The sequence below is a fragment of the Amycolatopsis sp. NPDC041971 genome (assembly GCF_055588925.1).
Map to the genome: position 1 here is coordinate 143,785 of NZ_JBVJCE010000016.1, position 26,325 is coordinate 170,109.

Annotated in this window: 24 protein-coding genes and 1 tRNA gene; 14 read left to right on the forward strand and 11 right to left on the reverse strand. The window is 69.5% G+C overall.

Features of this window, described 5'->3' with window-relative positions; all coding sequences use genetic code 11:
* Positions 1 to 158: 158 nt before the first annotated feature.
* Both ACZ6DT_RS28635 and ACZ6DT_RS28640 read left to right on the forward strand, forming a co-directional pair.
* Positions 159 to 1,235: a serpin family protein gene (locus ACZ6DT_RS28635; RefSeq protein ID WP_465600903.1), complete on the forward strand. Its 1,077-nt coding sequence runs from the start codon at positions 159 to 161 to the stop codon at positions 1,233 to 1,235.
* A gap of 9 nt (positions 1,236 to 1,244) precedes the next feature.
* Positions 1,245 to 3,047, forward strand: a complete 1,803-nt coding sequence (locus ACZ6DT_RS28640) for a glycosyl transferase (RefSeq protein WP_465600905.1) — start codon at positions 1,245 to 1,247, stop codon at positions 3,045 to 3,047.
* Positions 3,048 to 3,056: 9 nt separating this feature from the next.
* On the opposite strand, the gene ACZ6DT_RS28645 is transcribed toward ACZ6DT_RS28640, so the two are convergent.
* The gene (locus ACZ6DT_RS28645; RefSeq protein WP_465600908.1) at positions 3,057 to 4,196 is read right to left on the reverse strand and encodes an aldehyde dehydrogenase family protein; all 1,140 of its coding nucleotides are present in this window, start codon (positions 4,194 to 4,196) and stop codon (positions 3,057 to 3,059) included.
* Between the two features lie 225 nt (positions 4,197 to 4,421).
* On the opposite strand from ACZ6DT_RS28645, the gene ACZ6DT_RS28650 reads away from it, so the two are divergent.
* Positions 4,422 to 4,988 carry a carboxymuconolactone decarboxylase family protein gene (locus tag ACZ6DT_RS28650; protein WP_465600911.1) on the forward strand — a complete coding sequence of 189 codons (567 nt, stop codon included), beginning with the start codon at positions 4,422 to 4,424 and terminating at the stop codon, positions 4,986 to 4,988.
* A gap of 58 nt (positions 4,989 to 5,046) precedes the next feature.
* Here the strand turns inward: ACZ6DT_RS28650 and ACZ6DT_RS28655 are convergent, their stop codons facing one another.
* Positions 5,047 to 5,985 carry a sigma-70 family RNA polymerase sigma factor gene (locus ACZ6DT_RS28655; protein WP_465600914.1) on the reverse strand — a complete coding sequence of 313 codons (939 nt, stop codon included), beginning with the start codon at positions 5,983 to 5,985 and terminating at the stop codon, positions 5,047 to 5,049.
* A 206-nt stretch (positions 5,986 to 6,191) separates the two neighbouring features.
* Here ACZ6DT_RS28655 and dnaG point away from each other — a divergent pair, with 206 nt between their 5' ends.
* From dnaG to ACZ6DT_RS28670, 3 genes are read left to right on the forward strand one after another with little or no spacing between them, the layout of a single operon-like run.
* Positions 6,192 to 8,099 carry a DNA primase gene (gene dnaG, locus ACZ6DT_RS28660; protein ID WP_465600917.1) on the forward strand — a complete coding sequence of 636 codons (1,908 nt, stop codon included), beginning with the start codon at positions 6,192 to 6,194 and terminating at the stop codon, positions 8,097 to 8,099.
* A 2-nt stretch (positions 8,100 to 8,101) separates the two neighbouring features.
* Positions 8,102 to 8,614, forward strand: coding sequence for a hypothetical protein (locus tag ACZ6DT_RS28665; RefSeq protein ID WP_465600920.1), 513 nt, complete (start codon positions 8,102 to 8,104; stop codon positions 8,612 to 8,614).
* 33 nt (positions 8,615 to 8,647) lie between these two features.
* Positions 8,648 to 9,412, forward strand: coding sequence for a trans-aconitate 2-methyltransferase (locus ACZ6DT_RS28670; protein ID WP_465600922.1), 765 nt, complete (start codon positions 8,648 to 8,650; stop codon positions 9,410 to 9,412).
* Positions 9,413 to 9,486: 74 nt separating this feature from the next.
* Here ACZ6DT_RS28670 and ACZ6DT_RS28675 read toward each other — a convergent pair whose 3' ends face one another.
* Positions 9,487 to 9,666 (reverse strand): hypothetical protein, encoded by a 180-nt coding sequence (locus tag ACZ6DT_RS28675; RefSeq protein WP_465600923.1) that lies wholly within the window; start codon positions 9,664 to 9,666, stop codon positions 9,487 to 9,489.
* Between the two features lie 163 nt (positions 9,667 to 9,829).
* Between ACZ6DT_RS28675 and ACZ6DT_RS28680 the strand changes: the two genes are divergently transcribed.
* Together ACZ6DT_RS28680 and ACZ6DT_RS28685 are read left to right on the forward strand one after the other, a co-directional pair.
* Positions 9,830 to 9,902: transfer RNA gene (locus ACZ6DT_RS28680), tRNA-Asn, on the forward strand.
* A 216-nt stretch (positions 9,903 to 10,118) separates the two neighbouring features.
* On the forward strand, positions 10,119 to 12,257 hold the full coding sequence (locus ACZ6DT_RS28685) for a transglutaminase TgpA family protein (protein WP_465600925.1): 2,139 nt from the start codon (positions 10,119 to 10,121) through the stop codon (positions 12,255 to 12,257).
* A gap of 232 nt (positions 12,258 to 12,489) precedes the next feature.
* Here the strand turns inward: ACZ6DT_RS28685 and ACZ6DT_RS28690 are convergent, their stop codons facing one another.
* Together ACZ6DT_RS28690 and ACZ6DT_RS28695 are read right to left on the reverse strand one after the other, a co-directional pair.
* Positions 12,490 to 13,464, reverse strand: a complete 975-nt coding sequence (locus ACZ6DT_RS28690) for an NAD-dependent epimerase/dehydratase family protein (protein ID WP_465600928.1) — start codon at positions 13,462 to 13,464, stop codon at positions 12,490 to 12,492.
* On the reverse strand, positions 13,409 to 13,945 hold the full coding sequence (locus ACZ6DT_RS28695; RefSeq protein ID WP_465600930.1) for an anthrone oxygenase family protein: 537 nt from the start codon (positions 13,943 to 13,945) through the stop codon (positions 13,409 to 13,411). Before ACZ6DT_RS28695 ends, ACZ6DT_RS28690 begins: the two co-directional genes overlap by 56 nt.
* A gap of 8 nt (positions 13,946 to 13,953) precedes the next feature.
* Between ACZ6DT_RS28695 and ACZ6DT_RS28700 the strand changes: the two genes are divergently transcribed.
* Positions 13,954 to 14,454 (forward strand): hypothetical protein, encoded by a 501-nt coding sequence (locus ACZ6DT_RS28700; protein ID WP_465600932.1) that lies wholly within the window; start codon positions 13,954 to 13,956, stop codon positions 14,452 to 14,454.
* Here ACZ6DT_RS28700 and ACZ6DT_RS28705 read toward each other — a convergent pair.
* The 4 genes from ACZ6DT_RS28705 to ACZ6DT_RS28720 all read right to left on the reverse strand — a co-directional run bounded on the left by ACZ6DT_RS28705 (position 14,451) and on the right by ACZ6DT_RS28720 (position 17,562).
* Positions 14,451 to 14,912: a hypothetical protein gene (locus ACZ6DT_RS28705; RefSeq protein ID WP_465600934.1), complete on the reverse strand. Its 462-nt coding sequence runs from the start codon at positions 14,910 to 14,912 to the stop codon at positions 14,451 to 14,453. The genes ACZ6DT_RS28700 and ACZ6DT_RS28705 overlap by 4 nt on opposite strands.
* Positions 14,913 to 14,998: 86 nt before the next feature.
* Positions 14,999 to 15,742, reverse strand: coding sequence for a DJ-1/PfpI family protein (locus ACZ6DT_RS28710; protein WP_465600937.1), 744 nt, complete (start codon positions 15,740 to 15,742; stop codon positions 14,999 to 15,001).
* 19 nt (positions 15,743 to 15,761) lie between these two features.
* Positions 15,762 to 16,724 carry a GlxA family transcriptional regulator gene (locus ACZ6DT_RS28715; protein WP_465600939.1) on the reverse strand — a complete coding sequence of 321 codons (963 nt, stop codon included), beginning with the start codon at positions 16,722 to 16,724 and terminating at the stop codon, positions 15,762 to 15,764.
* Between the two features lie 73 nt (positions 16,725 to 16,797).
* Positions 16,798 to 17,562, reverse strand: a complete 765-nt coding sequence (locus ACZ6DT_RS28720; RefSeq protein ID WP_465600942.1) for a helix-turn-helix domain-containing protein — start codon at positions 17,560 to 17,562, stop codon at positions 16,798 to 16,800.
* On the opposite strand from ACZ6DT_RS28720, the gene ACZ6DT_RS28725 reads away from it, so the two are divergent.
* Entirely contained in the window at positions 17,549 to 18,430 is an 882-nt protein-coding gene (locus ACZ6DT_RS28725) for an FG-GAP-like repeat-containing protein (RefSeq protein ID WP_465600944.1), read from the forward strand. The two genes, ACZ6DT_RS28720 and ACZ6DT_RS28725, sit on opposite strands and share 14 nt — an antisense overlap.
* A 355-nt stretch (positions 18,431 to 18,785) precedes the next feature.
* On the opposite strand, the gene ACZ6DT_RS28730 is transcribed toward ACZ6DT_RS28725, so the two are convergent.
* Positions 18,786 to 21,476, reverse strand: coding sequence for an AAA family ATPase (locus tag ACZ6DT_RS28730; protein ID WP_465600947.1), 2,691 nt, complete (start codon positions 21,474 to 21,476; stop codon positions 18,786 to 18,788).
* 76 nt (positions 21,477 to 21,552) lie between these two features.
* Here ACZ6DT_RS28730 and ACZ6DT_RS28735 point away from each other — a divergent pair, with 76 nt between their 5' ends.
* Genes ACZ6DT_RS28735 through ACZ6DT_RS28745 form a run of 3 tightly spaced genes read left to right on the forward strand, consistent with a single transcriptional unit; the run spans position 21,553 to position 24,144 of the window.
* Positions 21,553 to 22,926 carry an MFS transporter gene (locus ACZ6DT_RS28735; RefSeq protein ID WP_465600949.1) on the forward strand — a complete coding sequence of 458 codons (1,374 nt, stop codon included), beginning with the start codon at positions 21,553 to 21,555 and terminating at the stop codon, positions 22,924 to 22,926.
* A 26-nt stretch (positions 22,927 to 22,952) separates the two neighbouring features.
* Positions 22,953 to 23,801: an SDR family oxidoreductase gene (locus ACZ6DT_RS28740; RefSeq protein ID WP_465600952.1), complete on the forward strand. Its 849-nt coding sequence runs from the start codon at positions 22,953 to 22,955 to the stop codon at positions 23,799 to 23,801.
* A gap of 10 nt (positions 23,802 to 23,811) precedes the next feature.
* Positions 23,812 to 24,144 carry an antibiotic biosynthesis monooxygenase family protein gene (locus ACZ6DT_RS28745; RefSeq protein ID WP_465600954.1) on the forward strand — a complete coding sequence of 111 codons (333 nt, stop codon included), beginning with the start codon at positions 23,812 to 23,814 and terminating at the stop codon, positions 24,142 to 24,144.
* A gap of 673 nt (positions 24,145 to 24,817) precedes the next feature.
* Here the strand turns inward: ACZ6DT_RS28745 and ACZ6DT_RS28750 are convergent.
* Positions 24,818 to 25,795: a helix-turn-helix transcriptional regulator gene (locus tag ACZ6DT_RS28750; protein WP_465600957.1), complete on the reverse strand. Its 978-nt coding sequence runs from the start codon at positions 25,793 to 25,795 to the stop codon at positions 24,818 to 24,820.
* A gap of 76 nt (positions 25,796 to 25,871) precedes the next feature.
* Between ACZ6DT_RS28750 and ACZ6DT_RS28755 the strand changes: the two genes are divergently transcribed.
* Positions 25,872 to 26,210, forward strand: a complete 339-nt coding sequence (locus ACZ6DT_RS28755; RefSeq protein ID WP_465601150.1) for a YybH family protein — start codon at positions 25,872 to 25,874, stop codon at positions 26,208 to 26,210.
* Positions 26,211 to 26,325 lie beyond the last annotated feature (115 nt).

Consider the following 26,325-nt stretch of genomic DNA (forward strand, 5'->3'; position numbering starts at 1 on the left):
TCCTTTCCTTTACCCCCACACCGGAAACCGGACTAGTTTTCTCCCCTCCCCTCCCCCCCCCCCCCCCCCCCCCCCCCCCCCCCCCCCCCCCCCCGGGACGCGCAAAGGGAACTTTCGGACAGGAGACGGACGGGCCCGTGCACGGTACGGTCTGCGGCATGGGCGCTGTCGAAAGCCACCTCCGGTTTGGTCTGGACCTCTATCGGGTGCTGGCGAGCCGCACGGAGAACGCGTGTTTCTCGCCGTACTCGATCGCGAGCGCGCTCGGCCTGGTGACGCAGGCCGCCAAGGGGAAGACCAGAGAAGAGCTGATCGCGCTGCTCGGCGACCCGGACGAGCTCGCCGACCTGCTGGGCAAGGCGTCGTCGCTGCTCGACGACGGTCCCGAACTCGCGGTCGCGAACACGCTCTGGGCCTGGGACGGGCTTCCGCTCGAGGAGTCCTTCCGCGCGGAACTCGCCACCTGGCCGGGCGGAAAGGTCGAGAGCGCCCCGTTCGGCGACGATCCGGAGGCCGCGCGGCGGTTGATCAACGCCGATGTCGCCGAGGCCACCCGCGAGCTGATCCCCGAGCTGCTGAAGCCGGGGACGGTCGCACCGGACACGGTCGCCGCGATCGTCAATGCCCTGTATCTCAAAACGGCGTGGACCAATCCGTTCTCCAATGACAACACCGCGCCCGCGGACTTCCACGCGCCGTCCGGAACCCGTACGGTGCCGACGATGTGGCTCGAAAAACAGCTCGACCACACCCACGAGGACGGCTGGCAGGTCGTCCGCCTCGGCGCCGAGGGCGGGGTGGAGGCGGTCATCCTGCTGCCGGACGGCGATCTCGACGACGCCGAACTCGACGCGGGCAAGCTGGCGGTCCTGCTGGAGAACACACGCTCCAAGACGATCGCCCTGTCGCTGCCGAAACTCGACCTCGACGTCGACAGCCCGCTGACGGCGAAACTCCAGGATCTCGGTGTGCGGACGATGTTCACCGCCGACGCCGACCTCACCGGACTCGCCGACGACGACCGGCTCGAAGTGTCCGAGGTCCTCCACCAGTCCGTGCTCCGCATCGACGAACAAGGCCTCGAAGGCGCCGCCGCGACGGCCGTGCTGATGCGGCTGACGTCGCTCATCGTCGACGAGCCCCTGGAAGTCGCCGTCGATCGCCCCTTCCTTCTGCTCGTCAGGCACGCCTCGACGGGTGTGATCTACTTTCTCGCCCGCGTTGTCGAGCCGTGAGGATGGTCAGTGAGTCTTTTCCAGGCTGAGGCGGCGGACGTGGTGGCCGAGAAGACTCCCACGAGACCTCGCCGGTTCGCCGCCGCCGACGCCGCCATCATGGGCGGCTTCCTGCTGTTCGCCTTCCTGCTCTACAACGGGCTCTGGCTCGACCTCAAGCAGGGCTATCTCTGGAACAGCGCGTCGGACCAGAACCTGTGGGAGTGGTTCTTCTCCGTCACCGCGGACAACGTGCTGCACCTGAGGAATCCGCTCAGCTCGCACTTCCAGAACCATCCGCTCGGCGTGAACCTGATGGCCAACACGGCGATGCTCGGCATCGGCATCCCGCTGGCACCGGTCACGCTCACCCTCGGTCCGACGGTCACCTGGGCCATCGCGCTCACCGGCGGTCTCGCCGGCACGGCGGCGGCCTGGTACTGGGTCTTCTCGCGGCATCTGGTCACCCACCGGGTCGGCGCGGCCATCGGTGGCGCGTTCGTCGGCTTCGCCCCGCCGATGATCTCGCACGGCAACGCGCATCCGAACTTCGTCGCGTGGTTCGTCCTGCCGTTCATCGCGTTGCTGGTCTTCAAGATCGCGCGCGGCGAGCGCCCGGTGCGCAACGGGATCTTCCTCGGCCTGCTGGCGGCGTACCAGATCTTCCTCGGTGAAGAACCGTTGCTGATCTTCGCGATGGCGTTCGCGTTCTTCGCCATCGCCTACTTCGCCACGAACCACCGCGAGTTCCCGCCGATGGCGAAACCGCTGGGGATCGGCGTCGGCCTCGGTGTCCTCGTGGCGCTCGTGCTGTGCGCTTTCCCGCTGTGGTGGCAGTTCTTCGGCCCGCAGAGTTATCAGGCGATCGAGCACGGCCCCGTCGGGAACGACACGGCCGCGTTCACCCGGTTCGCGACCCAGTCGGTCGCCGGGCAGCCGCAGGCCGCCGCGGACGTGTCGATGAACCGCACCGAGGAGAACGCCTTCTTCGGCTGGCCCTTGATCGTGCTGATGGTGGTGATCACCGCCTGGCTGTGGCGTGAGGTGTTCGCGCGGGCGCTGGCGATCTCGATGTTCGTGATGGCCTGGCTTTCCCTTGGTGTGCAACTGATCGTGGTGCACGAGGAAACCGGGATCCCGGGGCCGTGGAAACTCTTCTCGGAACTGCCCCTGTTCGAATCGCTGCTGGAGTCGCGGCTCGCGATGGGCTGCATCCCGCTCATCGGCGCCCTGCTGGCGCTGGCGACCGAGCGTGTCTACACGGTCGCGTCGAAACTGCCCGAAGTGCCGGGGGAGCGGCGATTCCCGTTGCGGCTGGTGTGGATCGGCGTCGTCGTCGCGGTCCTGCTGCCGATCGCGCCGACGCAACTGATCGTGAAGGAGCGGCCGCCGACGCCGCGGTTCCTCGCCGACGGGACCTGGCGGAGCTACGTCGCGCCCGGCGGGACCGTGGTGCCCGTGCCGCTGCCGAGTTCCGGCGAATCCGAACCACTGCACTGGCAGATCGACGCGGGCCTCGGCTACGCGATGCCGGAAGGCTACTTCGTCGGGCCGAGCGGCCCGGACGACAAACGCGGCCGTTACGGCGCCATCCAGCGGCCGACGTCGATCATCTTCGACCAGATCAAGCAGACCGGCGTCCCGGCTGCGATCACCGAGTCACAGCGGGTGCAGGCGCTGGAGGACCTGCGGTACTGGAACGCCGACGTCCTCGTGCTGATCCCGCGCGAACACCAGGACGCCTTCCGGACCACCGTCGACCTGCTGCTGCGGAAACCCGCCGAGTTCGTCGACGGCGTCTGGGTGTGGGACGTACGGACGATCACTCCCTGATCGTGGGATTCACGAGGCCTTGTGCTCGTTGACCCAGACCGTCCCGCATTCGAGCCTCGTCGCGACTTCGACGGCGTGCTCCTCGTCCGTTCCCCACACCGATGCGCGCGAGCCGGGTGTCGTGGTGTTCGCGAGCCCGAGCGCTTCGTCCACTGTGGAGCATCGGACGACCGGCAGCACCGGGCCGAACTGTTGCCCGGCCACCACGCGCATCCCGTCGTGCGCCTCGGCGACGATCGCCGGGGCGAAGAAGTAGCCGGGTCCGTCGAGCGGTCCGCCGGTGACGATCCGCGCGCCGTCCGACCGGGCCTGCTCGGTGAGGCCGGTGACGCGGTCGTACCGCGAGCGGTTGTTCACCGGCCCGATCTGCGTCCCGGGAGTCCGCCCGTCGCCCACCACGACCTTCCCCGCCAAGGCCGCGAGCGCCTCGACCACGCCGTCGTACGCGGACCCGACGGCGTAGACCCGTTTGACCGCCGTGCGAAGCTGCCCGCAATTGGTGAACGCGCTCCAGAACAGGTTTTCCGCGATGACGACCGGATCGGTGGCGGGGAGCACGATCGCGGGATCGTTGCCGCCCGGTTCCGGCGTCCGCCGTGTCACCCCGGGCGCGGCGGCCAGCCGCTCGCCGAGCGGATCCCGTCCGGTGAGCACCGTCAGCACTCCGGGCGGCAACACCTCCGCCAGCATCCGGCCCAGGTGCAGGGTGGTGAGCGGGGTGTGCGGCGACGGTTTGAGCACCACCGTGTCGCCCGCGGCGAACGAGGGCGCGAGTTCCGCGGCGGCCAGTCGCACGGGGAAGCTCCACGGCGTGATCGCGGCGACCGGGCCGTGGCCGGCGAGCCGCGGTTCGGCCCGCGCACCGGCGAAGTACCGGAACCGCGCGGCGGCCTCGGCGAACTCGTCTTTGGCCTCCCTCAGGGGTTTTCCCTGCTCCTCGGTCAGCACGGGGGCCAGCACCGGCGCGGCCTCCTCGACGACGACCGCGCACGACATCAGCGCCGCGTGCCGATCCGAGACACGCCAGGCGGGCCAGGCCTCGACGGCGGCGCGTACCGCTTTGTCGACATCGGCCGGGCCGGCGTCCGGAACGGTCGTGATCGGCTGCCCGGTCGCGGGATTCTCGACGGCGAGCCTCGGATGGTCCATGTGTTTCCTCCGGGGGAGAGTGCGGAGGGATCGCCGAAGAGACCGATGTGACGGCATCGGTTGTATCGAAGGAATCGCTGAGCGTAAGCGTACCTTCGCTGATCGAAAGAGGGTTCCGGCGAAAAGGCTAAATCCTCCGGTGGGCCACGTCACCGGCGCGCGCTTGTCACGTCCGGGCCGTCGGCCTCGTCCAGAGGGTGATCGCAACCGCACGAGGAGGACACCATGCCGCGCATTCCCGCCGTCAAGACCGCCGAAGCCGGCTTCCTGCTGAAGCTGATCTACAAGTTCGCCGGCAAGCGTTTCGGTGCCGTCCCCGAGCCGGTGGCCGTCTACGCGCACCACCCGGCACTGCTCCGGGCCAACGGCATGCACGAACTGCTGGCGGAGAAGGCCAGCAAGACGCTGCCGGCCAACGTGCGCGAGCTGGCCGTGTACCGCGTCGCGACCCAGCTCGGCTGCACGTGGTGCATCGACTTCGGGACCATGCTGCAACTGCACGAGGGGCTCGACATCGAACGGCTGAAGAACATCGACGACTACGCGAAGTCGCCGGCCTTCACCGACCAGGAACGGCTCGCGCTCGCCTACGCCGACGCGATGACCGCGAGCCCGGTGACCGTCACCGACGAGCAGGTCGCCGAACTGGAACGCGAGTTCGGCCGCAAGGGTGTCATCGAACTGACCTACCAGATCGGGCTCGAGAACATGCGTGCCCGGATGAACAGCGCGCTCGACATCACCGCGCAGGGCTTCACCTCGGGCGACGCCTGCAAGATCCCGCTTCCCTGAAACCCCCGCGTTTAGTCCTCTGGATGCGCCCAGGGCGCATCCAGAGGACTAAACGCGATCAGGCGTCGACGCGGGTCCGCGCGGTGGTGAGCTTGTCCGGGTTCGCCACGTCGTAGATCGCCACGATCTTCCCGTCGCGGATGACGAACGCGTCGACGTGCTCGTCGAGCGCCCGGTACTCGCCGGAGGCCGCCTGCGGCGGGATGTAGACCCCGAGGTCGCCGTTGACGAGCGCGAGCCTGGCCTTCTCGATCCCGGCCGGGTCGTACATCCGCATGAGCCCCTGGAACAGCCGGGTGACCTTGTCGAATCCGGCGACCGTGCGCACCGCCGTGCGCGCCTTGCCGCCGCCGTCGCCGACGAGGACCACGTCGGGGTGCAGGACCTGCGCCACCGCCTGGATGTCGCCGGTGAGCATCGCGGTCATGAACTTCTCGATGATCTGCTGCTGTTCGGCGAGCGCCGTCCGGGGCGGCGGATCGGCGTCGGCGACCGCGCGGCGACCGCGGGAACCGTGCTGGCGAGCGGCCTCCGGTGTACAGCCCAGGATCCCGGCGATCTCGCCGAACGGCACCGAAAACGCGTCGTGCAGGACGAACGCGACGCGCTGCTCCGGGGTGAGCCGGTCGAGGACCACCATCGCGGCCATCCGCATCCCGTCGTCGCGGACCGCGACGGTGAGCGGATCCTCCGACGACGGCGTGCCCAGCGGACCGAGGACCGGTTCGGGCAGCCATTCGCCGACGTACCGCTCGCGGCGCACCACCGCGGACCGCAGCCGGTCGAGGCAGATCCGGCTGACGACGGTGGTCAGCCAGCCCTTGTGGTCTTCGATGGCCGAACGGCGGCGTTCGTCCAGGCCGCTCAGGCGCAGCCAGGACTCTTGAACCGCGTCCTCGGCATCGGACAGCGTGCCGGTGAGCCGGTAGGCGACCGACACCAGATGGGGGCGCAACGTGGCGAAGTTCCCGGCGAGTTCGTCCAGGGCGGTGCTCATTCCCCGAGTGTGCCGCACGGTGGTCCGCGAGCGGGAACTTGGCCGTGTCCGGTAAGTCGGTTCGCGGTCTTCGCGCCCAGGTGGTCCCTGAACGGCACGGGCGGATGCGCCCGAGTACGACCCGGTACGAGGGCGATCCGCCCGCACCGTCAGGAACCACTTGGATCACGAAGCCCATCGAACCGGCTCACCGGACACGGCCTAGAGTGGTGAGCGTGGCAGGACGGATTCGGGACAGCGACATCGCGGAGGTGCGCGAGCGCAACCGGATCGACGAGGTCATCGGGGATTACGTTGCCCTCCGCAGCGCCGGCGGCGGCAGCCTGAAAGGGCTTTGCCCGTTCCACAACGAGAAGACCCCGTCGTTCAACGTGCGCCCCACTCACGGGACCTTCCACTGCTTCGGCTGTGGCGAAGGCGGTGACGTGATCAAGTTCATCCAGAAGATGGATCTGATCTCGTTCGTCGAAGCCGTCGAGCGGCTCGCGGATCGCGCGGGGTTCCGGCTGACCTACGAAGGCGGCGGCGGAAGCGTCCAGCGGGATCGCGGCACCCGCGCCCGGCTGATCGAAGCGCACCGCGCGGCCCAGGAGTTCTACGCCGAGCAGCTGCTCACCCCGGACGCGCGCGCGGCCAGGGACTTCCTGTCGGAACGGGGTTTCGACGCCGCCGCCGCGCAGACATTCGGCTGCGGGTACGCGCCCGCCGGCTGGGACAAACTCACCAAACATCTGCTCAACCGCGGGTTCGAGGTCAAGGAACTGCTCACCGCCGGGCTGGCCAAGGAGGGCCAGCGCGGGCCGATGGACCGGTTCAACCGGCGGCTGCTCTGGCCCATCCGCGACGTCGGCAACGAGGTGGTCGGGTTCGGCGCGCGGCGCCTGTACGACGACGACCGTGTCTCCGCGAAGTACCTGAACACCGCGGAATCGCCGATCTACAAGAAATCGCAGGTCATGTTCGGCCTCGATCTGGCCAAACGCGAGATCGCGAAGCGGCACCAGGTCGTCGTCGTCGAGGGCTACACCGACGTGATGGCGATGCACGCCGCCGGAGTGCCGACGGCCGTGGCGTCGTCGGGCACGGCGTTCGGCGAGGACCACATGAAGGTCCTCCGGCGGCTGATGATGGACGACGACGCCTTCCGCGGCGAAGTGATCTTCACCTTCGACGGTGACGAAGCCGGCCAGAAGGCGGCGTTGAAGGCCTTCGAGGGCGACCAGACCTTCGCCGGGCAGACCTACATCGCGGTCGCCCCCGACGGCATGGACCCCTGCGAACTGCGGCTCGCCAAGGGCGACACCGCCGTGCGCGACCTGGTCGCGCGGCGGATCCCGCTGTTCGAGTTCGCGATCAAGAGCATGCTCAAGGGCTTCGACCTCGATTCCGTCGACGGTCAGGTCGCGGCGCTGCAGAAGACCGTCCCGATGGTCGCGGGCATCAAGGACCGCGCCAGCCGCGACGGCTACGCGTCGAAACTCGCCTGGTGGGTCGGCTGGCAGGACGCTGCGCAGGTGGTGAACCGGGTCCGCGGCAGCGCGGGTGCCATGGCGAAACGCTCCACGACGATCGAGGTCCGGCGGCCCGCCGGCGCGGCCACCGCCACCGTGGAGGAGGACCTGCCGAGGCCCGCGCCCGGCGATCCACGGTTCATCGCGCAGCGTGAGGCACTCAAGGCGGCACTGCAGCAGCCGATGCTCGCCGGGGCCGAGTACGACGCGCTCCCCGAGGACGCGTTCACCCATCCCGTTTACGTCGCCATCCACAAGGCGTTGCTGTCCGCCGGGGGAGCGGGTTCCGGGTTGACCGGGCCCACCCTGCTCGACGCCGCCGTCCCGCACTGTCCGCAAGGGACGGTGCGGCGAGTGCTCAGCGAACTTTCGGTGGAACCGTTGCGCGCCAAGGGTGAGATCGACTCGCGCTACATCTCCGCGCAGCTCGCGGCGGTGCAGGAAAGCCTGGTCGCCCGCCAGATCAACGAGATCAAGTCGAAGCTCCAGCGGCTTTCACCGGTGGAGGCGCCGGACGACTACCGCGCGCTGTTCGGCGACCTCGTCGCGCTCGAGCAGTACCGGAAGGCGCTGAAGGAACAGGCCATCGGCGGATTGGACTGAGCATGGGCTGGCTGCGTCACCTGCTGGGCGACCGTGTCCCGGCGGATTTCGACGGCTCGCTGGACGACGGTGAGCACGTCGTCGGCAGCGCGGCCGTCGAGGGCGGCGGGTACCTGCTGGTGACGCCGCTGGGGCTGTGGATCCCGGGCCCGCGCCGGGTCGGCTGGCATCTGGTCGGCAAGGCCGCGTGGTCCGACGGGGTGCTGACCCTGACCGAGTCCGAGGAGACCGGGACCGCGGGGAAGGCCGTGCTGCTGGCCGACAAGACCCCGGTCCGGTTCAGGCTCGGCCGGCCGGGCAAGGTCCCGATCCTGGTGCGGCGGCGGGTCGACGGCTCGGTCCGCGGGCGGCACCGCAAGGACTTCGGGACCGGCGGCGCGTGGTTCGTCGAGCGCAAGGTCCCCGGACAGGACGGCTCGGTGCTGCAGGTGCGGCCCGATCCGGGCACCGACGCCGACGTGGTCAAGGCGATCGCCGAGGAAGCGGCCGAGAAGCTGGCGAAGCCCCACGGCTAGCAGTACGCTCGTACTGTATCGCTGGGAGGCGCCATGTGGGATCCGGTCAAGTACCTCGACTACGCCGACCTCCGGGCCCGGCCGTTCCACGACCTCGTCGGGCGGATCGCGGTCGAGAAACCCCGCCGGGTCGCCGACCTCGGCTGCGGACCCGGCAACTTGACCGCCGGCCTCGCACGCCGCTGGCCGGACGCGATCATCGAGGCCGGCGACAGCTCGCCCGAAATGGTCGAAGCCGCACGCTCACGCGGCGTCGACGCGCGAGTGCTCGACGTCCACGACTGGGTGCCCGAACCGGACACCGACGTGGTCATCTCGAACGCCGTGCTCCAGTGGGTCCCGGAGCACCGTGACCTGCTCCGCCGCTGGGTGGACCTCCTGCCGGCCGGGGCGACGCTCGCTTTCCAGGTCCCCGGCAACTTCGACGCCCCGTCGCACGCCCTGGTCCGCGCCCTCGCGCGCACCGAGGAGTGGGCTCCGCGCCTCGCCGACGTCGTCCTGCGGGAGAACGAGGCCGTCGACAGCCCGCTCGGCTACGGGAACCTGCTCGCCGACGCGGGCTGCGCCGTCGACGCCTGGGAGACGACGTACCTGCAGCGGCTGGCCGGGGAGGATGCCGTACTCGAATGGATCACCGGCACCTCGCTGCGACCGGTCAAGGAGGCCCTCACCGGGACCGACTGGGACCACTTCCGAGCGCAGATCGCCCGCGAACTGGACGAGGCCTACCCGCCACGCCCCGACGGGACCACCTGGTTCGAGTTCCGGCGCGTCTTCGTGGTCGCCACGGTGGGCTGACTTTCCTGTAGGCGAAAGGGCCCTTGGCCGCGTCACGCGCGGTCAAGGGCCCTTTCGGCTCGTCTCGGGCGCGGTCAGCGCTGAGGCCGCCCGAACCGCTCACCTACCTTGGCGCGAGCGACCCCGGCGGCGCCCTGCACCATGGGGTGGTCAGCGATCTTGCGGTAGGTCCGCACGATCTGCTCGTACCTTCCCCGGCCGGCCTTCGCGCCCAATATGTAGCCCGCAGCCGCACCCAGCAGGAACATCTTCATCCGAGTCCACGCCTCCGTTCGATCTTGCTCCGGCTGTCATTGTCCCTCAAAACGCGAGCTTGACGAGGTGACCGGGAAAAGTGGGGGTGGGTGAACGGCCGCCCGAGGGCATGGGCTAAAGTTCTCTCATCGGTCAGAGCGATCCGGCCGGTGCGAAGCACAATCCCCTGTAGCTCAACTGGCAGAGCATTCGGCTGTTAACCGGAGGGTTCTTGGTTCGAGTCCAAGCGGGGGAGCACAAGCCCAGGCCACGTGGCCTGGGTTTCTTCGTGTCTGGGGTACCAGGGGCGATTTGGCGCCCGGCTCGTGTTCGGCCGCCGCTCGCGTGACCCATCGTGATCACGACGACTTCTTCGAGGTCATGAGTCGGTGACCTCTTGCTACCCGGTTTGCTCTCTATCAGCAGATCAGCTGGGAGAACAGTGCGGCGGACGCGCCGAGGCGGTGAGCCGGTGGAACGACCTGGTGTCGTGACCGCGCGGAGCGGCGACGTCGCCGTGCTCGCCGCGGCGGCGCTCGGCGGGCTGCTGTTCGCGCCCGTCTTCGGTCTTTCCCCGCTGCTGCCGGCGATCGGGACCGTGGTCCTGGTGACCTACGGGGTCACCGAGCTCGGCAGGCGGATACCGGGCCTGATCCCGTGGCGGCCGGTGTTCGCCGTGGTGGCGGGCCTGCTCGCGGTCGTCGAAACGGTGCTGCCCGGGACCACGGTCGCCGGCATCCCGACGGGGGAGTCGGTGGCGGTGCTCGCCGAAGGGGCGGTCCACGGCTGGCAGCTGACACTGCAGTCGACCTGGCCCGCCCGGCCGGAACCGCGGCTGCTCGCGTTCGTGCCGTTGGCCGTCCTGGTCGCCGCCGTGCTCGGAATCGAGGTGCTGCACCGGCTTCGGCGTCCACTGCTCGCATTGGCTCCGGGGCTGCTCGTGCTGGTGCTGAGCCAGGCTTATGTCGCGGTGACCGGCGTCGCCGCGGTCGCCACCGGGCTCGGGTACGCGGCGATCGCCGGTCTGGCGCTGGTGGGCGGCGGGAGCACCGGGTGGCCGCGGCTGCTCAAGCTGATCGTGCCCGCCGTCGTGCTCGGCATCGTCGGCGCACTCGCGCTCACCGTCGCCGATCCACTGGCGAAACCCGCGTACTCGTTGAAGGACAAGGAATCCGTGCCGCTCACGGAGGACGCGGTCGTGAGCCCGCTCTCCGAAGTCGCGTACCGGAGCAAGAACCCGGTGCCGCAGGTCTTCCGCTACACCGGGGACACTCCGGCGTCACGCCGCTGGCCGCTGGCCGTGCTGGACGGCTTCGACGGCTCGAACTGGTTCCCCGGCGGTGGTTTCCGGCGCATGGGGGCGGAGATCGCGCCGGGTTCGGGTATCGAAGTCCCGGTGACCCGGCGTCAGGCGGCCATCGAGGTGACCGGTTCGCCCGGTCCGTGGCTCCCCGGCCAGGCGTCACCCGCGTCCGTCACCGGGATCGACGCGCTCGTGGACGAGGTGCGGGGGACCCTGGTCGCCGACCGGCCCGTGCCGTCGGTCCGTTACACCCTTGCCTGGTGGGAGCCCGAAGTCGGTGCGGACGCGTTGATGGGCGCGGGGCTGGCTCCTGGACTTCAGGGTGGGCTGGGCGGTCTCGCGACCGTGCCCCCGGCCATCGACGAACTCGCCGAACGGATCCTGCCGGAGTTGCGGCCGTCGTTCCAGACCGCCGTCGCGCTCGAACGCCACCTCGCCGAAAATCACCGGTTGGCCACCGGCGACGACTTGCCGACCGGGCACGGCTGGCCGCAACTGAGCCGTTTCCTGCTCGACGACAAACGAGGCACGAGCGAGCAGTTCGCCGCCGCTTACGTGGTTCTCGCGCGGCTCAAGGGAATCCCGGCCAGGCTCGCCGTCGGCTACCGCGCACCGGAACGCGTCGAGGCGCAGGGCGTGCGCGTGGTCCGCAACGCCGACATCCTCGCGTGGCCGGAGGTCGCGGTGGACAAGGTCGGCTGGATACCGCTGGACCCGGCCGGTGCCGCGAAACAGCGCGGGGCAGGCTCCGCGACCGGGATCGCCGCCGCCGTGGCGGAGGTCCGGACGCAGCTTCCACCGGAGCGGAAAATGCAGAACCCCCGGCTTCCGCCGAGTGAGTCCGAAGAGGACGAACCGGCGAGCGGGACCGATTGGGCGGGGATCGCCATCGTGAGCGGGATCGGGCTCGGCGCTTTCCTGGTGCTCTGGAGTGCGGGCGTGCCCGCCGTGACCGGCGTCCGCGCTTGGCGACGGCGGCATCGGGACGGACGGGCCGGGGTGATCGCCGCCTGGGCGGAAGCGAGGGACCGGTTACGGGCACACGGGGTCCCGGTGACCACCGGAATGACGGTGCGCGATCTGGCCGCGTCCGCCACCGTCTTCGGCCAGCAGTCTACAGTGGACGGTCTGGGCGCGCTGGCGCGATCGGTGGACGCCGCATTGTGGTCCGGGGCGGCGCCGGACGTCGCCGACGAGGCATGGACCTCGGTCCTGGTCGTCCGAAAAGGACTCAAGCGGCGGCCGTGGCGCGCGCGACTGCGTGCCGCGGTCAACGCCAGGGTCCTGTTCCCGCCGCGCGGCGACTGAGTCACGGAGTGCGGACGGCACCGCGGGTCGGCTGCGGCCCGCTGTCGTAGGTGCCTGGGGGATTCATGCCCTGGTGCGAGTCATGCCGACCTGGCAACTCTCACGAACGCTTCTCCCCCTCGCCGACGCGTGCATCAAGGGAAGGCGGCGTCGGACAGAACCGGCAGCCCATCGGATCGTCGGCCACTCGCTGGTCAAGTGCCACCTGGGGCGAGCCCGGGTCAGGTGGTCGTCAGGACGGCTCTGTGGCGGCTGGTGATGTCGGGGTGGCGTCTCGAAGGGCCGCATTGAGGTCGTCGGGCTCGACGCCGAGTTCGGTGCGGGCGATGTCCGGGTCGAGGATCATGGCGGTGGCGTGCAGATTGCTCCATTGTGCCGGGTCGAAACCGATGGTGAATCCTTGGCGGCGTTGCCGGATGCCTTCCCTGCGGAACAGGAGTTCGATGACGCCGGGGTGGAGCTTCCAGATGCGTTTCGGAGGGCGGCCGGTCGCGGTCGCGAGACGGGTGAAGAGATCGGCCCAACGAAGGTTCGCGGTGACGATCGGGTAGTCGCCGTCGGCGCGACGATCCAGTGCTGCGACGGCGGCTTGCGCGACCTGGGTGACGGTGACGACGGCGGTGGTGCCCGGGTAGGCGAGCACGTCCGCGTTACCGACGGACATGCTGTGCAGCATGGGCTCGAGCGGTGATTGCCGACCTGGGGTCGTGCCTGCGACGTAAGGGAGTTCGAGAACGGCCACGGAGGTTTCCGCGTCGACCGCGGCGCGTGCGCGCTCGGCTTGTTCGATTCTGCTGGCGATGTACGGGCTGAGTTCGGCCAGCCGGAGTGTCGGCTGTTCGCGCTGCAGGGTGGCGTAGAAACTGCCGAGGATGACAGCGCGGTCGCACTGCGCCCGGCATCCGGCGGTGAGCAACCTGGCGACGGGGGCGACGTTGGTGTCATGGAAGAACGCGGCGATGTCGGCGCTGCGCGGTGCGGCGACGGCGGCGGCCGATGCGACGACGATCCCCCTGTGGCCGGCAACGATGGTGTCGAGCCGCTCCTCGGACAGGTCGGTGAGGTCGCCGAGCTGGACCGTCACCGCGGCGGGGAGGTGCGAAGGTGGCGTGCGGACCAGCACTGTGACGTCGTGCCCGCGTGCCGATAGTTCACACACGATGTGATGTCCGATGAAGCCGGTTCCGCCTACTACCAGGACCTTCATGGGGCTGTCCTTTCATCGGTCGCGGTGAGCTCCCGCGGTGCGTGCCTCGAACCCTTGGGAGACAACGAGCTCCTGTCCTCGTTCTTCTGACGGCGGTCAGCGTCTTCGCGCTCGACGTAGCGCGTGACCACCGCCCGCTGCCCCAGGGCAGGCGAACGCCGTCGTAGAAGAAAGTACCCACGAAGCCGAAGACACTCACCACGATGAAGGCCAGTATGCCGAGACTGACGGGGAGATACGACAGAGACGACTCGGGCGGAGTCCCCGCGGGACGTGCCGTGTCCTCCGCCTCGGCGGTCCACGTCTTGTCCCGGTTGTTGATCGGGACGAGCAGCAGAATCGACATGACCACGCTGACGATCAGCAGCGCGCCGGCGGTGACGACGAGTCCGGCGCCGGGCTGCCGCCATCCGGCGATGAACCAAACCGCGGCGAGGACGAGCGAACCGATGTACCAGACCGGCATGACGGCGCCGAGCATCCGGCCCCGTGGGCACGGCCGCGCATCATGCTGTCCTCGGGAAGGGCGTCGAGGATCGGGTTGATGACGAACGCGACGGAGAACTCCACTCCGACCGTCCCGCCGGCGACCACGGTCGTGACGATCTGAAGTGCGTAGAACACGCCGTCCTTGTCGACGCGGCGCAGGAAGCCTGGTCCGAGGACCCGCATCGGGAAGGCACGGAATGCGCCGCCTTCCAACGGTTGCTCTCCACGATCGGCGAGGCGATGTCTGTGGCGACGCGGGCCATCCTGACCACCACCGGGATGGAGGTGTCGGGCACCGACAACGACTACGCGCCTCATGAACTCCTGGTCACCCGCAGGATCGTCCCGTCGGTGTGGCGCGCGCGGCGAGACGAGCGGCGCACTCGGCGCCGTGACGCGATGGTCGCGGCATGGAACTCGCGGCACGCCGTTGAATGTCCTGAGCCGGACTGCGAGCGTCACCATCCGGAGGACGGGACAGAACGCCGTCGTTCGCTCTAGTTCGGTGGCTGCTGAGTCGGCGGGCTGGGCTGCGGGTGAGCAGGCTGGGCGTTGTCGGGGAAAACCGGTTGTGCGGCCATCGGGTAGTTGACCGGCCCCGGGTACGGCGCGACGCCGGGTTGCCGAGGCGCACGGCCACTTTTGAGGACCGCGATCGCGACCAGGAGCCAGGAAAGCAGCGCGGCGACGTCGAGTGGGACGCCGACGCCCATGAAGACCAAGCGGATTTCGTCGCCGGTGAGCTGCTCGGACGCGACCCAGGACGCCACGTTCAACGCCACGAACTGCCAGATGATGCCGGCCAGCGTGGTGACGAGCATGACGACGAAAGCGCCCACCATCAGGCCGGGGACTCCCTTGGAGCGTCCTTTGATCGAGAAGACCAGGCCGAGGACCCCCACCACGAGCAGCAATACCCGTGGAATGGCCTCGATGATCGTGAACATGAGGTCTGACATGCCTTGCCTTCCACCGCTCTCCGCCGGGGATCGAGACGCCCGGTCTACGCCATGGCGATCCTAGGCGGTGACGGCGCCCTCTCGTGCTATCCCTGCGAATCGGCGAGCAGCTTGAGCGCGAGCGCTTTGAGTTCCGGACTCGCCGTCGCGGCGTTGCCGGAGTCGAAAGGCGGTCGCGGGTCGTATTCGACGGCGAGCTGGATACCGCGGGCGGTCTCCTCGTCTGCCAGCAGGGACGCGAGGTGGAGCGCGAGGTCGATGCCGGCGGAAACGCCCGCGGCGGTGACGATCTTGCCGACCCGAACGTACCGTTCGGGCACGTAGCGGACGCCGAAGGTCTTTTCCAGATAGTCCGCCGAGGCCCAGTATGTGGTGGCCCGGTCGCGGAGCAACCCGGCCGCGCCGAGGATCAGTGATCCGGTGCACACCGACGTGGTCCAGGTCGTGTGCCGGTGGACCCGGCGGATCCAGTCGAGCAGCACGTGGTTCTCCATCGCGGCGATCGTGCCGCGGTTGCCGGCGCCCGGAACCAGCAGCACGTCCAGCCGGTTCACCTCGGCCACCGAACGTTCCGCCAGCACCGCGACATTCCGGGTGTCCGTGCGCACCGGACCGCGATGCTCGGCGATCATCGTCACCGTCGCGCCGGGAAGCCGGGACAGCACCTCGGCCGGGCCGGTCGGATCCAGCAGGCTGAAGCCGTCGTAGAGCAGGATGCCGATCCTCAAACCCTTGGTTTCCGCTTGAGCCGTGCCGGTGGCGAAGCCGAGCGCCGCGGCGGCCGCGACGCCGGTCAGTACTGTTCTGCGTGTTGTTCCCGCGTTGTTCATGTCGCGAATTCTGGGGCGGTCAGGTCCCGATCGGGCGCGGCATGTCCGTCATCCTGCGAAGTGTGTCCCCGGTGAGCCCGTAGTGCCGGCGGAACGCCGTTCGCAGGGTTTCCGCCGAGGCGAACCCGCAACGCCGCGCGACCGCGGACATCGGCAACGCGGTGGACCGCACCAAATGGGCGGCGGCTTCGGTCCGGGCCGTTCGCACCGTGCGGGCCGGGGTCCTGCCCAGATGCTTGCCGAACAACCGGTTGAGGTGCCGGGTGGTGACGCCCGCTCGCGCGGCCAACGCGGACGGGCTGAGGTCTTCGGCGAGATGCGCGGAGATGTACCCCAGCAGATCCCGCACCACCCGGTTTCCGGGCGGCGGGGCGGCCAGGAACGTGCTGATCTGGGCCTGATCCGCCGGGCGGTGCAGATACGTCACCAGCTCACGGGCGACCTCGCGGGCCAGTGTCGGACCGTGGTCGTCCTCGATCAGCGCGAGCGTGAGATCCAGCGCGCTGATCACCCCGGCCGAGGTGAAGACGTTGCCGTCACGGATGTAGAGCGGGGCGGGATCCACTGTCACCGCGGGAAAAGTCGCGGCGAGCAACTCGCCGTATCCCCAATGCGTGGTGACCCGCCGGTCGTCGAGCAATCCGGCGGCCGCCAGCACGAACGTGCCCGTACACACCGAGGCGACGCGTCTGCTTCGTTCGGCCAGCCGCCGTACCTGTGTCAGCAGGCGCTCGTCCGCCGCGGCGGTCCCCGTTCCCGCGCCGCCGACCACGAGCATCGTGTCGATCCGCCCGGACACCTCGGCCAGTCGCCGGGCACCGGCGAGCATGATCCCCGACGAACTCCGTGTCGTCCGCCCGTCGACCGTGGCCAGCTCGACGACATAGGGCGGTTCGGCTCCGTGTGAGCTCGCGATCTCCAGTGCCCCGCTGGGACAGGCCACATCGAGGATCTGTGCGTCGTCGAACGCGACGATCACCACCCGGCGCGCTGGTTTCCTTCCTGATCCCACAAGGAGAAACTACGCGCGCGGCTCGGCCGGAGGTTCCCGTGGCTCAGTTCACCAGTGCCGCGCCGATGGTGCGGGCGGCGCGGGAGACGGTGTCGGACACCGCGCCGGGTGACTGTGGCGGCGCGATCACGGCCGCGACCGAACCGACCGCTTCGCCGGTCGGCAACAGGACTGGTGCTTCGACGGCGACGCGGTCGTGTTCGGCCTGCCAGACGGGGCAGAAGCGGCCGGTGCGTCGCGGCACCGTCGAACCCGGTCGGAGCAGGAGGCTGTCTTCCGGCCGGGTGAGGCTGGCGGCGGCGATGAGGATATGGCCGTCACAGGGTACGGCGAGTACCGAACTCGCCCGGGTGGCCGCGGCCAGTCTGCGGAGTTCGCCGCGGGCGAGTTCCAGCAGTCGCGGATAGGGCTGCCACGATTGACCGAGCCGGAATGCCTGCGCGCCGACGCGATAGCGGTTTTCACTGCGCTGGACAACCTCCAGCTCGGTCAATTGCTCGAGTAATCGGTGTGCGGTCGCTTTCGGTATCGAGCAGGAATTCGCCAGCTGAGTCAAACCTGCTTCACCTTGATGTCGTACCAAGGCGTCCAATAGGGTGAAAGCGCCTTCGAGAACGCTTCTGGGTCTTCTCTTGGTCTCCATTGAATTCCCCTCGCGCGGTCCACTGGACGGAATCCTTGCTGACAAGGACGTGCCGTCGGTGTCAGGGTGAAACTGTCCCGGTGCGTATCTTCGGTCAAAAACCACGAACTGGGAAGAGTGCGTCCATCGAACGGAAAAGGGGTTCCGGAAAATGCGAAGATCCATTCGGCTGGGAACGGTGTTGGCTGGTCTGCTCGCGGGGCTGATCGCGACACCGCCGGCCGCGGGTGCGGAGGAGGCAGGCGTCGGTATCACCGCCTCGTCTTCGTCTCAGAAACCCGCGGCGGATTTCGACGGGGACGGGTTCGCCGACAAGGCGGTGTGGCGTCCGGGCAACGGTATCTGGTACGTGATCCGCAGCAGCAACGGAAGTGTGGTGACACAACAGTGGGGCGTCTCGGGTGACGTACCGGTCGCCGCGGACTACGACGGAGACCGTCGGGCCGACTTCGCCGTATGGCGGCCGAGCAATGGTACTTGGTACATCATCCAGAGCAGCACCGGCGCGGTGGTGACCCAGCAGTGGGGAGTGGCCGGTGACGTTCCGCTGACCGGCGATTTCAATGGTGACGGGCGTTCCGATTTCACCGTGTGGCGGCCGAGCAACGGTGTCTGGTACGTGCTGAACATCGCCACGGTGCAATGGGGTGTGGCCGGTGACGTCCCGGTGTCCGGTGATTTCAACGCGGACGGGCGAGCCGACTTCACCGTCTGGCGCCCCAGTAACGGTGTCTGGTACGCGCGTGGAATCGCGACGCAGCAATGGGGCACCGCGGGTGACATTCCGGTGGCCGGTGATTTCAACGCCGACGGACGTGCCGATTTCGCCGTGTGGCGGCCGAGCAACGGTGTTTGGTACGTGCTCGGTATCGCGACGCAGCAATGGGGCGTCGCAGGTGATGTTCCGCTGGCAGGCAATTTCGGTGGCGACCCGCGTGCCGATTTCGTGGTGTGGCGTCCCTCGAACGGGACTTGGTACGGTCTCGGCCTGTTCACCACCCAGTGGGGGACACCCGGCGACGTCCCGGTGTGAGCCGCCTTCCTGCCGCCGACCGGGTGAAGGAACGGCGGCTTCGGCTCTGGTGACGTAAGAACGCCGTAGCTCGGGAATGCCGTGCCGCTGGTATCGACAGCGGCACGGCATTGTCCCTACCTGCCAGGCGATCCGGTTACGCGGCCATGCCCGGGACGCGTTGCGTTCGCCCAGTCACGCCCACGCCGGCGACGGGAACACCAGCGCGGTTCTCGGCTGGCTGAATCGCCGGGTGGCGTCCGGCAACTCGTCGAGCCTCCCGTGTTCCGCTTCCAAGCACGTGTGTGCCGGGCCTGGACACGCGAATCCCGCCATCCGGCGAGCAGGGACCGGCACACCATGATCGCCGTGCTCTTCACTGCTCCGCGTCGCGGAGGTCGGGCATGTCCCTCAGCTGTCTGCGCGAGGTGATCCCGAGCTTGCGGAAGATGTTGCGGAGATGGGCGTCCACCGTGCGGGGGCTGAGGAACAGGCGCGTGGCCACCTCTTTCGAAGTCGCGCCCGCCGCGACCTGGCGGGCGATGTGCGTCTCCTGCATGGTCAGGTGGTCGTAGGAGTGTTCGGAGCGGCCGCGGGCCACCTCCCCGGTCGCGCGCAGCTCGTCGGCGGACCGCCGGGTGAACGCCTCCAGCCCGATCTCCGACAGCTGTTCGTGCGCGGTGCGCAGCTGTTCGCGTGCGTCGCGACGACGGCCCGCGCGGCGTAACCACTCGCCGTACCGCAGATGCGCCCGCGCGAGATGCACCGCGAGCGGGCCGCTCGCCAGGTGTCCGAGGGCTTGCTTGTGGTCGTCCTCGGAGTCGCTGACCAGCGCCCGCGCACCCGCCACGACTCCGAGGGCGAAGGTGGTTCCCGCCGGTTCCGTGCGTTCGGCCAGCGATTCCAGCGCCGACCGGGCGGCGTCGGCATCCCCGCACCGGACCGCGGCTTCCACCAGTTCGGGCAGCGCGATACCGGTGAGGAAAAGGTCACCGCTCGCCACGGCCCGCTTCGCCGCGTCCAGCGCGGCCGGGTACTCGGCGAGTCCGTTGTACAGCACGGCCATGGCCCAGTGGGCGTTCGCGGTCAGCTGGCCGTTGCCCCGGTTCGTCGCTTCGGCGAACAGGTCGAGCACCTCTTGACGGCGGCCCCGCATCGCCGCCAGATGCACTCTCGGGTAGAACTGCGGCGGATCGCCGACGGCGTCCGCGATCGCTTCCTCCTCGGCGATCGCGGCCATCGCCCGCCCGAAATTCCCGGTGAGCACCGCGTGCAGCGCCACCTGCGACAGGCCGAGCCGGATGGTCATCGGCGCTCCCGAGTCCCGCCCGGTCCGCACCAGCCAGTCGACGATCGTCGCGTGCAGCTCGATGTCCCACAGTTCACCCGCGAGCACGGTGGCCAAGGCCGGTGTCCTCGTCCACCCGGCGTCGTCGCCGGTGAGGACCCGGCGAAGCGACGGCACACCGGCGTGGTGGCCTTCGGTGGTCAACCGCACCAGCGCGTCGAGAAGGTCCGGCGGCCCTGATACCGGCGGCGCCGAGCGGGCCGCGTCGAGGACCCGGTCCAGGACGCCCGCGGCCCTTCCGACGACGAGCCCCATCTCCAGCGCCGCGACGAAACACTCCCGCGACCGCTCCGGATCGACGGCGGCGAGCCGTTGCGCGGCCCGCAGAATGAGTTCCGGCCCGCGGACGGCTCGCTCCGCGCCTTGCACGAAGGCGATCCGCCCGCGCAGCAAGTCCACCGAGGCGTGCTGGGGGACGTCCAAGGTCTCGGTGTCGACGCTGGCCAGCAGATCCGCCGCCGCGTCCGTCCCGCCCGCCTCGAGCGTCGTTCGCGCGGCCGCGAGCGTGCGTTCGGTCTGCTTGGCGGGGTCGAGTGACAGCGCCGCCGCGCGTTCGAGGAAAGCGGCGGCGGCCGCCACGCCCCCGCGTGCCTGCGCACGCGACGCCGACAACTCCAGCTCCGCCGCGACCTGCTCGTCCGGCCCGGTGGTGGCCTGAGCACGGTGCCAGGCCCGGCGGTCTCCCGCGGCTGCCGGATCGGTGACCTCGGCCAGCGCCCGATGGGCCGCGTGGCGCCGCTCCGGTTCGGCCGCGCGGTACGCGGCCGAGCGTGCCAGCGGATGGCAGAACCGCGCCCGTGTGTCGAACACGATCAGCCCGGACGCTTCGGCTGCGGCGCTCGCGGCGGGCACGTCGAGCTCCCACCGTCTCGCGGCCGCCCACAGCAGAGCGGGGTCGCCGGTGGGGTCGGCGCTCGCGAGGATCAGCAGTTGCCGCGCGTCCACGGGCAGTTCCGCGATCCTGGCCCGGAAACTCCGCTCGATCCGGCTCGCGAGCGGTGACGGCGCCGGCAGCGCGAAGCCACCCGCTTTCGGCAGCTCGATCAGCGCCAGCGGATTGCCGCGTGCCTCGGCGAGCAGGCGATCACGCACCCGCTCGTCGAGCGTCACGGTCTTCTCCTCGGCCAGCAGGGCACGCGCGTCCGCGTCGCTCAGACCACCGACCGTCAACCCGGGCAGCTCGTCGAGGCCGCGGACCGGGTCCTGGCCGCGGGCGGCGAACACCATCGCGATCGGCTCGGCCGCGATACGCCTCGCCAGGAACGTCAACGCCCTCGCCGAGGCGGTGTCCAGCCAATGCGCGTCGTCGAGAACGCACAACATCGGACGCGTTCCCGCGGCGGTGGCCAGCAGTTCGAGCGCGGCGAGACCAACCCGGAACGGGTCCGGCGCGCCGTCGGCCAGCCCGAAAGCGACGAGGAGGGAGTCACGGTAGGGAGCAGACAGCGCGTCGAGATGCGCCAGCGCCGGGACGCACAGCTGATGCAGTGCGGCGAAGGGCAGTTCACCCTCGAACTCCGAACCGGACGCGCGGATGAGCTGGAACTTCTCCGCGGTCGCGTGGGCGATGTGGTCCAGCAACGCGCTCTTGCCGATGCCGGGGTCACCACGGAGGACCAGCACCCCGCCCTCGCCTCTGCCCGCCGCGTGGACCAGGGCGAGGAGGCGAGCGATCTCGTCTCGCCTGCCGACGAGCGAGCGGGAGGACGTCGGGGGCATGGTCCGAACCCTAGCGAGGCGAAGTAGGTGATTGTCACCGACGCGAGCGGAGGGGTGCCCGCGCGATCGTTTCGGCATGACAGTACGAGCGACGACACGGACATCGCGCGGAGTCGCGATGATCGGCCCGGCGACCGCCATGTTCCTGGTCATTCTCGACGCCGCGATGGTGAACCTCGCCGGGTCCACGATCCGTCAGGGCCTGGCGCTCACCGCCGCCGAACTGACGGTGGTCGTGGACAGCTATCTGGTGACGTTCGCCGGTCTGCTGCTGCTCGGCGGCAGGCTCGCCGACGTGCTCGGGGCCAGGAAGGTGTTCCTGACCGGGATGGCGGGCTATCTCGCGGCCTCGGCTTTCTGCGCGCTGGCCACCAGTGGCGGGATGCTGATCGCCGGGCGGATCGGGCAGGGGATCGGGGCGGCGGTCCTGATGCCGGCCGCGCTCTCGCTGGTGCTCGGCATCTACTCGTCGCCCGCGGAACGCACCCGCGCGATGGGGAGCTGGGGCGCGGTCGCGGGAATGGGCAGTCTCGTCGGCGTCTTCCTCGGCGGAACGCTGACCGAGCTGCTCGGCTGGCAGGCGGTGTTCGTGACTCCGGTGCCGTTCGGCGTCATCGGGGCGATCGTCGTGTGGCGCGCGGTGCCGTCGGTCCCCGGCAGGCCGGGCCGGTTCGACGCGCTGGGCGCCGTCACGATCACCGTCGGGATCTCCGGGCTCGCGCTGGGTATGGTCTCGGCCTCCGACGCGGGATGGACCGCGCCCGGCACCGTCGTCGGCCTCGTCGCCGGACTCGTTTCCCTGGTGGCGTTCGTGTTCGTCGAGCGGCGCTCCGCGCGTCCGCTGGTCCCGCTTGGCGTGTTCCGCCGGAAACCGGTGGTCACGGCGAATCTGGTGATGGTGCTGATCGGCGGCACCCTGACGAGCCTGTTCTTCTTCCTTCCGCAGTACCAGCAGGACATCCTCGGGATGAGCCCGCTGGCGACCGGTATGACCCAGCTCCCGCTCGCCGTCATGATCATCGTGGGCAGCGTCCTCGCGCCGATGCTCGCGAAACGCGCCGGGCCGGGCCGCGCGCTGTCACTCGCCCTCGTCGTCCTGCTCGCCGGTTTTCTTTGGCTGGCGCTGGATCCGACGAGCAGTGGCTTCTCGGCCGGCCTGTTGGGCGCGTTCCTGCTGATCGGCGCCGGACTCGGGCTGGCCGCCGTCAACGCCACCGCGATGGCGGTCCGCGACAGCGCGGACGGCGAAGCGGGTCTGCTCAGCGGGCTGGTCAACGCCGCGCAGCAACTGGGCGGCGCGGTCGGGCTCGCCGCGCTCGCCGGGATCGCCATCGGCGCCGCGGGAACACACGGGGACATCTCGTTCACGACCGCTTTCCTCGGCGAGGCCGCGCTCGTCGTGATCGCCCTCGCGGTATCGCTCGTCTCCGCGGCCAGGACACGACACTGACCTCCTCCACGAAAGGACCTTCCACAATGGACACCGTGCTGGTGACCGGCGCGACCGGAACCGTCGGATCCGCCCTGATCCCCGCCCTGCGGGCCCGCGGAGTCACCGTCCGCGCCATGACCCGCGACCCCGGTCGTCTCGTTCCCGGCGCCGAAACCGTGGTCGCCGACCTGCGTGATCCCGGATCGGTCACCGCGGCACTGCGAGGCGTCGACGCTGCCTTCCTCAACAGCCCCTCCGCACCCGATGCCGCCTCGCTCCAGATGAGGTTCGCCGACCTCGCCCGAGACGCCGGCGTGAACCGGCTCGTGCTGCTCTCGCAGTACGCGGCACAGGCCGGCTCGCCGGTGCGGTTCCTGCGCTGGCACGCGGAAGTCGAAGCACATCTGAAGAACCTCGGGCTGGACCACACCGTGCTGCGCCCCAACCTCTACCTGCAGGCGCTGCTCGCCTTCGCCGGCACCATTTCGCAGGGCTTCTTCGCGGCGCCTATCGGCGACGCCGCCGTCAGCGCCATCGACACCAGGGACATCGCGGACGCCGCCGCGGCCGTGCTGACCGGTCCGGGACACTCCGACCGCACCTACACGCTGACCGGACCCCGCGCCGTGACCCACCGCCAGATCGCCGACGCGCTCTCCGCCGCCACCGGGCGCAGCGTCACCTTCCACGACGCGACCGCCGATCAGTTCGCCGCCGCGTTGACCGGCCTGCTCCCGCCCTGGCAGATCGAGGGCCTCATCGAGGACTACGCCCACTACGCCAGAGGCGAAGCCGCCGAAGTGCACACGTCCGTCGCCGACCTCACCGGCAAACCCGCGCGGGACATCGTCGACTTCGCCCACGATCACGCCACCGCCTTCGCTTCTGCGTGAAAGGAAGCCGATGATTTACCACTGCATTCGGCTCACTCTCAAACCCGGTGTCACCGAGGAAGACGAGGCGGCGGGACTCGCGCGGCTGGGTGAGCACAGCAACGCCATTCCCGCCATCAAAGCACGCGTCGTAGGTCCCGACTTCGGCGGGGAATTCGAATATGGCGCTGTCACGGTGCTCGAAGTCGACAAATTCGTGTCGTACGACGTCACCGACGACCCGGATCCGGAGATCGGCGCGAAGATCGCCGAGGTTCACCGGTGCCGGTTCGAGAACGTGCCGGACGTCGCCGCGTCGGTAACAGACCTCAACGAGTACCGCGGTAGCGCCGCACCTGGGTGAGTTATTTTCGGTGTTGTTCGTTCGCTTTCATTATTGTTTAAATCGCGAACGTGTGTTCGATTGCAAGTTTGAGCTTGCGAGTGCCGCGCTGGAGATGTGAGCGTCTCATGCGGTACTGGCACGTAAGCACATGAAGGCCCCCTCGCTTGCGCCTAGGTACATGAAGGGGGCCTTCACGGAACGGCGATCCGGACGTCACCGGCAGAACGTTCTCGGCCCTGCGTGACCGGACCGGTCACGCGCGACCGTGTGAATTTCGGGTCATCCAACGCACCGAAATCCACACAGTCCGCATCGAGAGGACTGAATGCGGGACCTCCGCCGGCCGCGGCGGCAGACGAACCGGAAGAACCCGCCGTCACCGAGTTCTGCCGGTCCTTCCTCATGGTCGCGGGCTGCTCCGGCCGGTGGAATCGGGGTCAAGAACGCCAACTGGTCAGGGAGGTCGGCGTGGCAGGTCACCGCGATACCCAGGTGACTTCGCTGGCGGACAGGGCGCCGTCTGCCGAGGGAAACGCTTTCGTGGCGGCGTTGCACGCCGAGCACCGGGATCATCTGCCGCGCTTCACCCGCGGCCTGCCGCCCACCGATCCTGGGGCAGGCCCGGTCCCGGATGTCGCATTGGAGACGCTCAGTATCCCCAATGCGGTTGGGGACATCGGACTGGCACCGCTCACGAGGCCGGCTCTTCGTAGCGGCTGGTGATCGCGGCGGCGCGGTCGCGCAGGGAGGCGCGCAACCACGGCGGGGCCAGGGCTTCCGCGTCCGTGGAGAGCTGCCACAGCGCCCATTCGGCGTGGCGCGCGTCCTGGAAGGTCACCTCCAGCCGCAGTCCGCCGTCCTCGTCGGTCTCCTCCGCGAGGACGGCCAGCGCGGTGCCCACCAGCTCTTCCCGCCGCCCCGACGCCATCCGCACCAGCACGGTGACCTGGTCCCCGCCGGTCCGGAACCGTGTACTGCGTTCGTGCCAGGCCCGGTCCAGATCGACCCGGTCCGGTCGTTGCGCCGGTTCGGGAAGTTCCTCGGCGGCCCGCAGCCTGGACAGCCGGTAGGTGCGGTCCTCACCGGATCTCGTGGCCAGCAGGTACCCCTGATCCCGGACGGTGACCAGCCCGATCGGGTCCACCGTGCGCCACTGGGCCGCCCGCCCCGTCGCCGCGTAGTGGATGCGCAGCTTGTGGCCGGCGAACACCGCGCGCCGGACCTCGGTCACGATCGCGTCGGACACCTCCTCGGCGGCCACCCGGCGGGAGAGGAGGTCGATCTCCGGGTCGACGAGCAGGCGCCGGGCCGCGCCCGCCGCGGTGTCCCGCTGGCTTTCCGGCAGCGCGTCGATCACCTTGAGCATGGCCGAGGCGAGCGCCGAGCCGAGACCGAACGCCTGCGCGCCGCGTCGTGAGCCGGCGATCAGCAGCGCGAGCGCCTCGTCGTGGTTCAGCCCGGTGAGTTCGGTCTGGAAACCGGGAAGCAACGCGAAACCGCCGTGCCTGCCGCGTTCGGCGTAGACCGGGACACCCGCCGCGGACAGCGCCTCGATGTCGCGCAGCACGGTGCGCGTGGAGACCTCCAGTTCGCGGGCGAGCGTGGTCGCGGACAGCCGGCCGCGGTGTCGCAGCAGCAACACCAGCGAGACCAGCCGGTCGGCGCGCATGGGAAAACTCTAGCGGAATACACGACACAGGATGTCGTGATTCACTGCGAGGCTCATCCGCATGACAAGCAGGACTGTGGCCACCGAGCCGAACGAACTGGGCAAATTCTTCATCGAGCGAGGCAACGCGGGCGATGTCGACGGACTGGTGGCGTTGTACGAACCGGACGCCGTGCTGGCGTTCCCGCCGGGCAACATCGCGACCGGGCACGCGGAGATCCGCAAGGTGTACGAGGAGTTCGTCGCGGCCGCGCCGGAACTCCTGCCGGGCAGGCAGCATCCGGCACTGGTGGGCGGCGACCTGGCGCTCACCGCGTCCACGCTGACCACCGGTGAGACGACCATCGAGGTCGCCCGCCGTCAGCCGGACGGATCCTGGCTCTGGGCGCTGGACCAGCCGGTGTTCGTGCCGTGACGGGACGGCTCGGCGGTGGCGGATCCGCGTCCGGCACCGGCGAAGCGTGTGGGGGCAAAAAGTGCGATTTCTGGGCGAAACCATGTTTACCTTGGTGTAGGTGGAGCCCTTCATG

What these genes read in the sequence shown, in the direction of transcription:
- ACZ6DT_RS28635 (WP_465600903.1), top strand. Translation starts at nt 159, where the DNA reads ATGGGCGCTGTCGAAAGCCACCTCCGGTTTGGTCTGGACCTCTATCGG.
- ACZ6DT_RS28645 (WP_465600908.1), bottom strand. Translation starts at nt 4,196, where the DNA reads ATGGACCATCCGAGGCTCGCCGTCGAGAATCCCGCGACCGGGCAGCCG.
- ACZ6DT_RS28650 (WP_465600911.1), top strand. Translation starts at nt 4,422, where the DNA reads ATGCCGCGCATTCCCGCCGTCAAGACCGCCGAAGCCGGCTTCCTGCTG.
- ACZ6DT_RS28655 (WP_465600914.1), bottom strand. Translation starts at nt 5,985, where the DNA reads ATGAGCACCGCCCTGGACGAACTCGCCGGGAACTTCGCCACGTTGCGC.
- ACZ6DT_RS28665 (WP_465600920.1), top strand. Translation starts at nt 8,102, where the DNA reads ATGGGCTGGCTGCGTCACCTGCTGGGCGACCGTGTCCCGGCGGATTTC.
- ACZ6DT_RS28670 (WP_465600922.1), top strand. Translation starts at nt 8,648, where the DNA reads ATGTGGGATCCGGTCAAGTACCTCGACTACGCCGACCTCCGGGCCCGG.
- ACZ6DT_RS28675 (WP_465600923.1), bottom strand. Translation starts at nt 9,666, where the DNA reads ATGAAGATGTTCCTGCTGGGTGCGGCTGCGGGCTACATATTGGGCGCG.
- ACZ6DT_RS28690 (WP_465600928.1), bottom strand. Translation starts at nt 13,464, where the DNA reads ATGAAGGTCCTGGTAGTAGGCGGAACCGGCTTCATCGGACATCACATC.
- ACZ6DT_RS28695 (WP_465600930.1), bottom strand. Translation starts at nt 13,945, where the DNA reads ATGCTCGGCGCCGTCATGCCGGTCTGGTACATCGGTTCGCTCGTCCTC.
- ACZ6DT_RS28705 (WP_465600934.1), bottom strand. Translation starts at nt 14,912, where the DNA reads ATGTCAGACCTCATGTTCACGATCATCGAGGCCATTCCACGGGTATTG.
- ACZ6DT_RS28710 (WP_465600937.1), bottom strand. Translation starts at nt 15,742, where the DNA reads ATGAACAACGCGGGAACAACACGCAGAACAGTACTGACCGGCGTCGCG.
- ACZ6DT_RS28725 (WP_465600944.1), top strand. Translation starts at nt 17,549, where the DNA reads ATGCGAAGATCCATTCGGCTGGGAACGGTGTTGGCTGGTCTGCTCGCG.
- ACZ6DT_RS28720 (WP_465600942.1), bottom strand. Translation starts at nt 17,562, where the DNA reads ATGGATCTTCGCATTTTCCGGAACCCCTTTTCCGTTCGATGGACGCAC.
- ACZ6DT_RS28730 (WP_465600947.1), bottom strand. Translation starts at nt 21,476, where the DNA reads ATGCCCCCGACGTCCTCCCGCTCGCTCGTCGGCAGGCGAGACGAGATC.
- ACZ6DT_RS28735 (WP_465600949.1), top strand. Translation starts at nt 21,553, where the DNA reads ATGACAGTACGAGCGACGACACGGACATCGCGCGGAGTCGCGATGATC.
- ACZ6DT_RS28740 (WP_465600952.1), top strand. Translation starts at nt 22,953, where the DNA reads ATGGACACCGTGCTGGTGACCGGCGCGACCGGAACCGTCGGATCCGCC.
- ACZ6DT_RS28745 (WP_465600954.1), top strand. Translation starts at nt 23,812, where the DNA reads ATGATTTACCACTGCATTCGGCTCACTCTCAAACCCGGTGTCACCGAG.
- ACZ6DT_RS28750 (WP_465600957.1), bottom strand. Translation starts at nt 25,795, where the DNA reads ATGCGCGCCGACCGGCTGGTCTCGCTGGTGTTGCTGCTGCGACACCGC.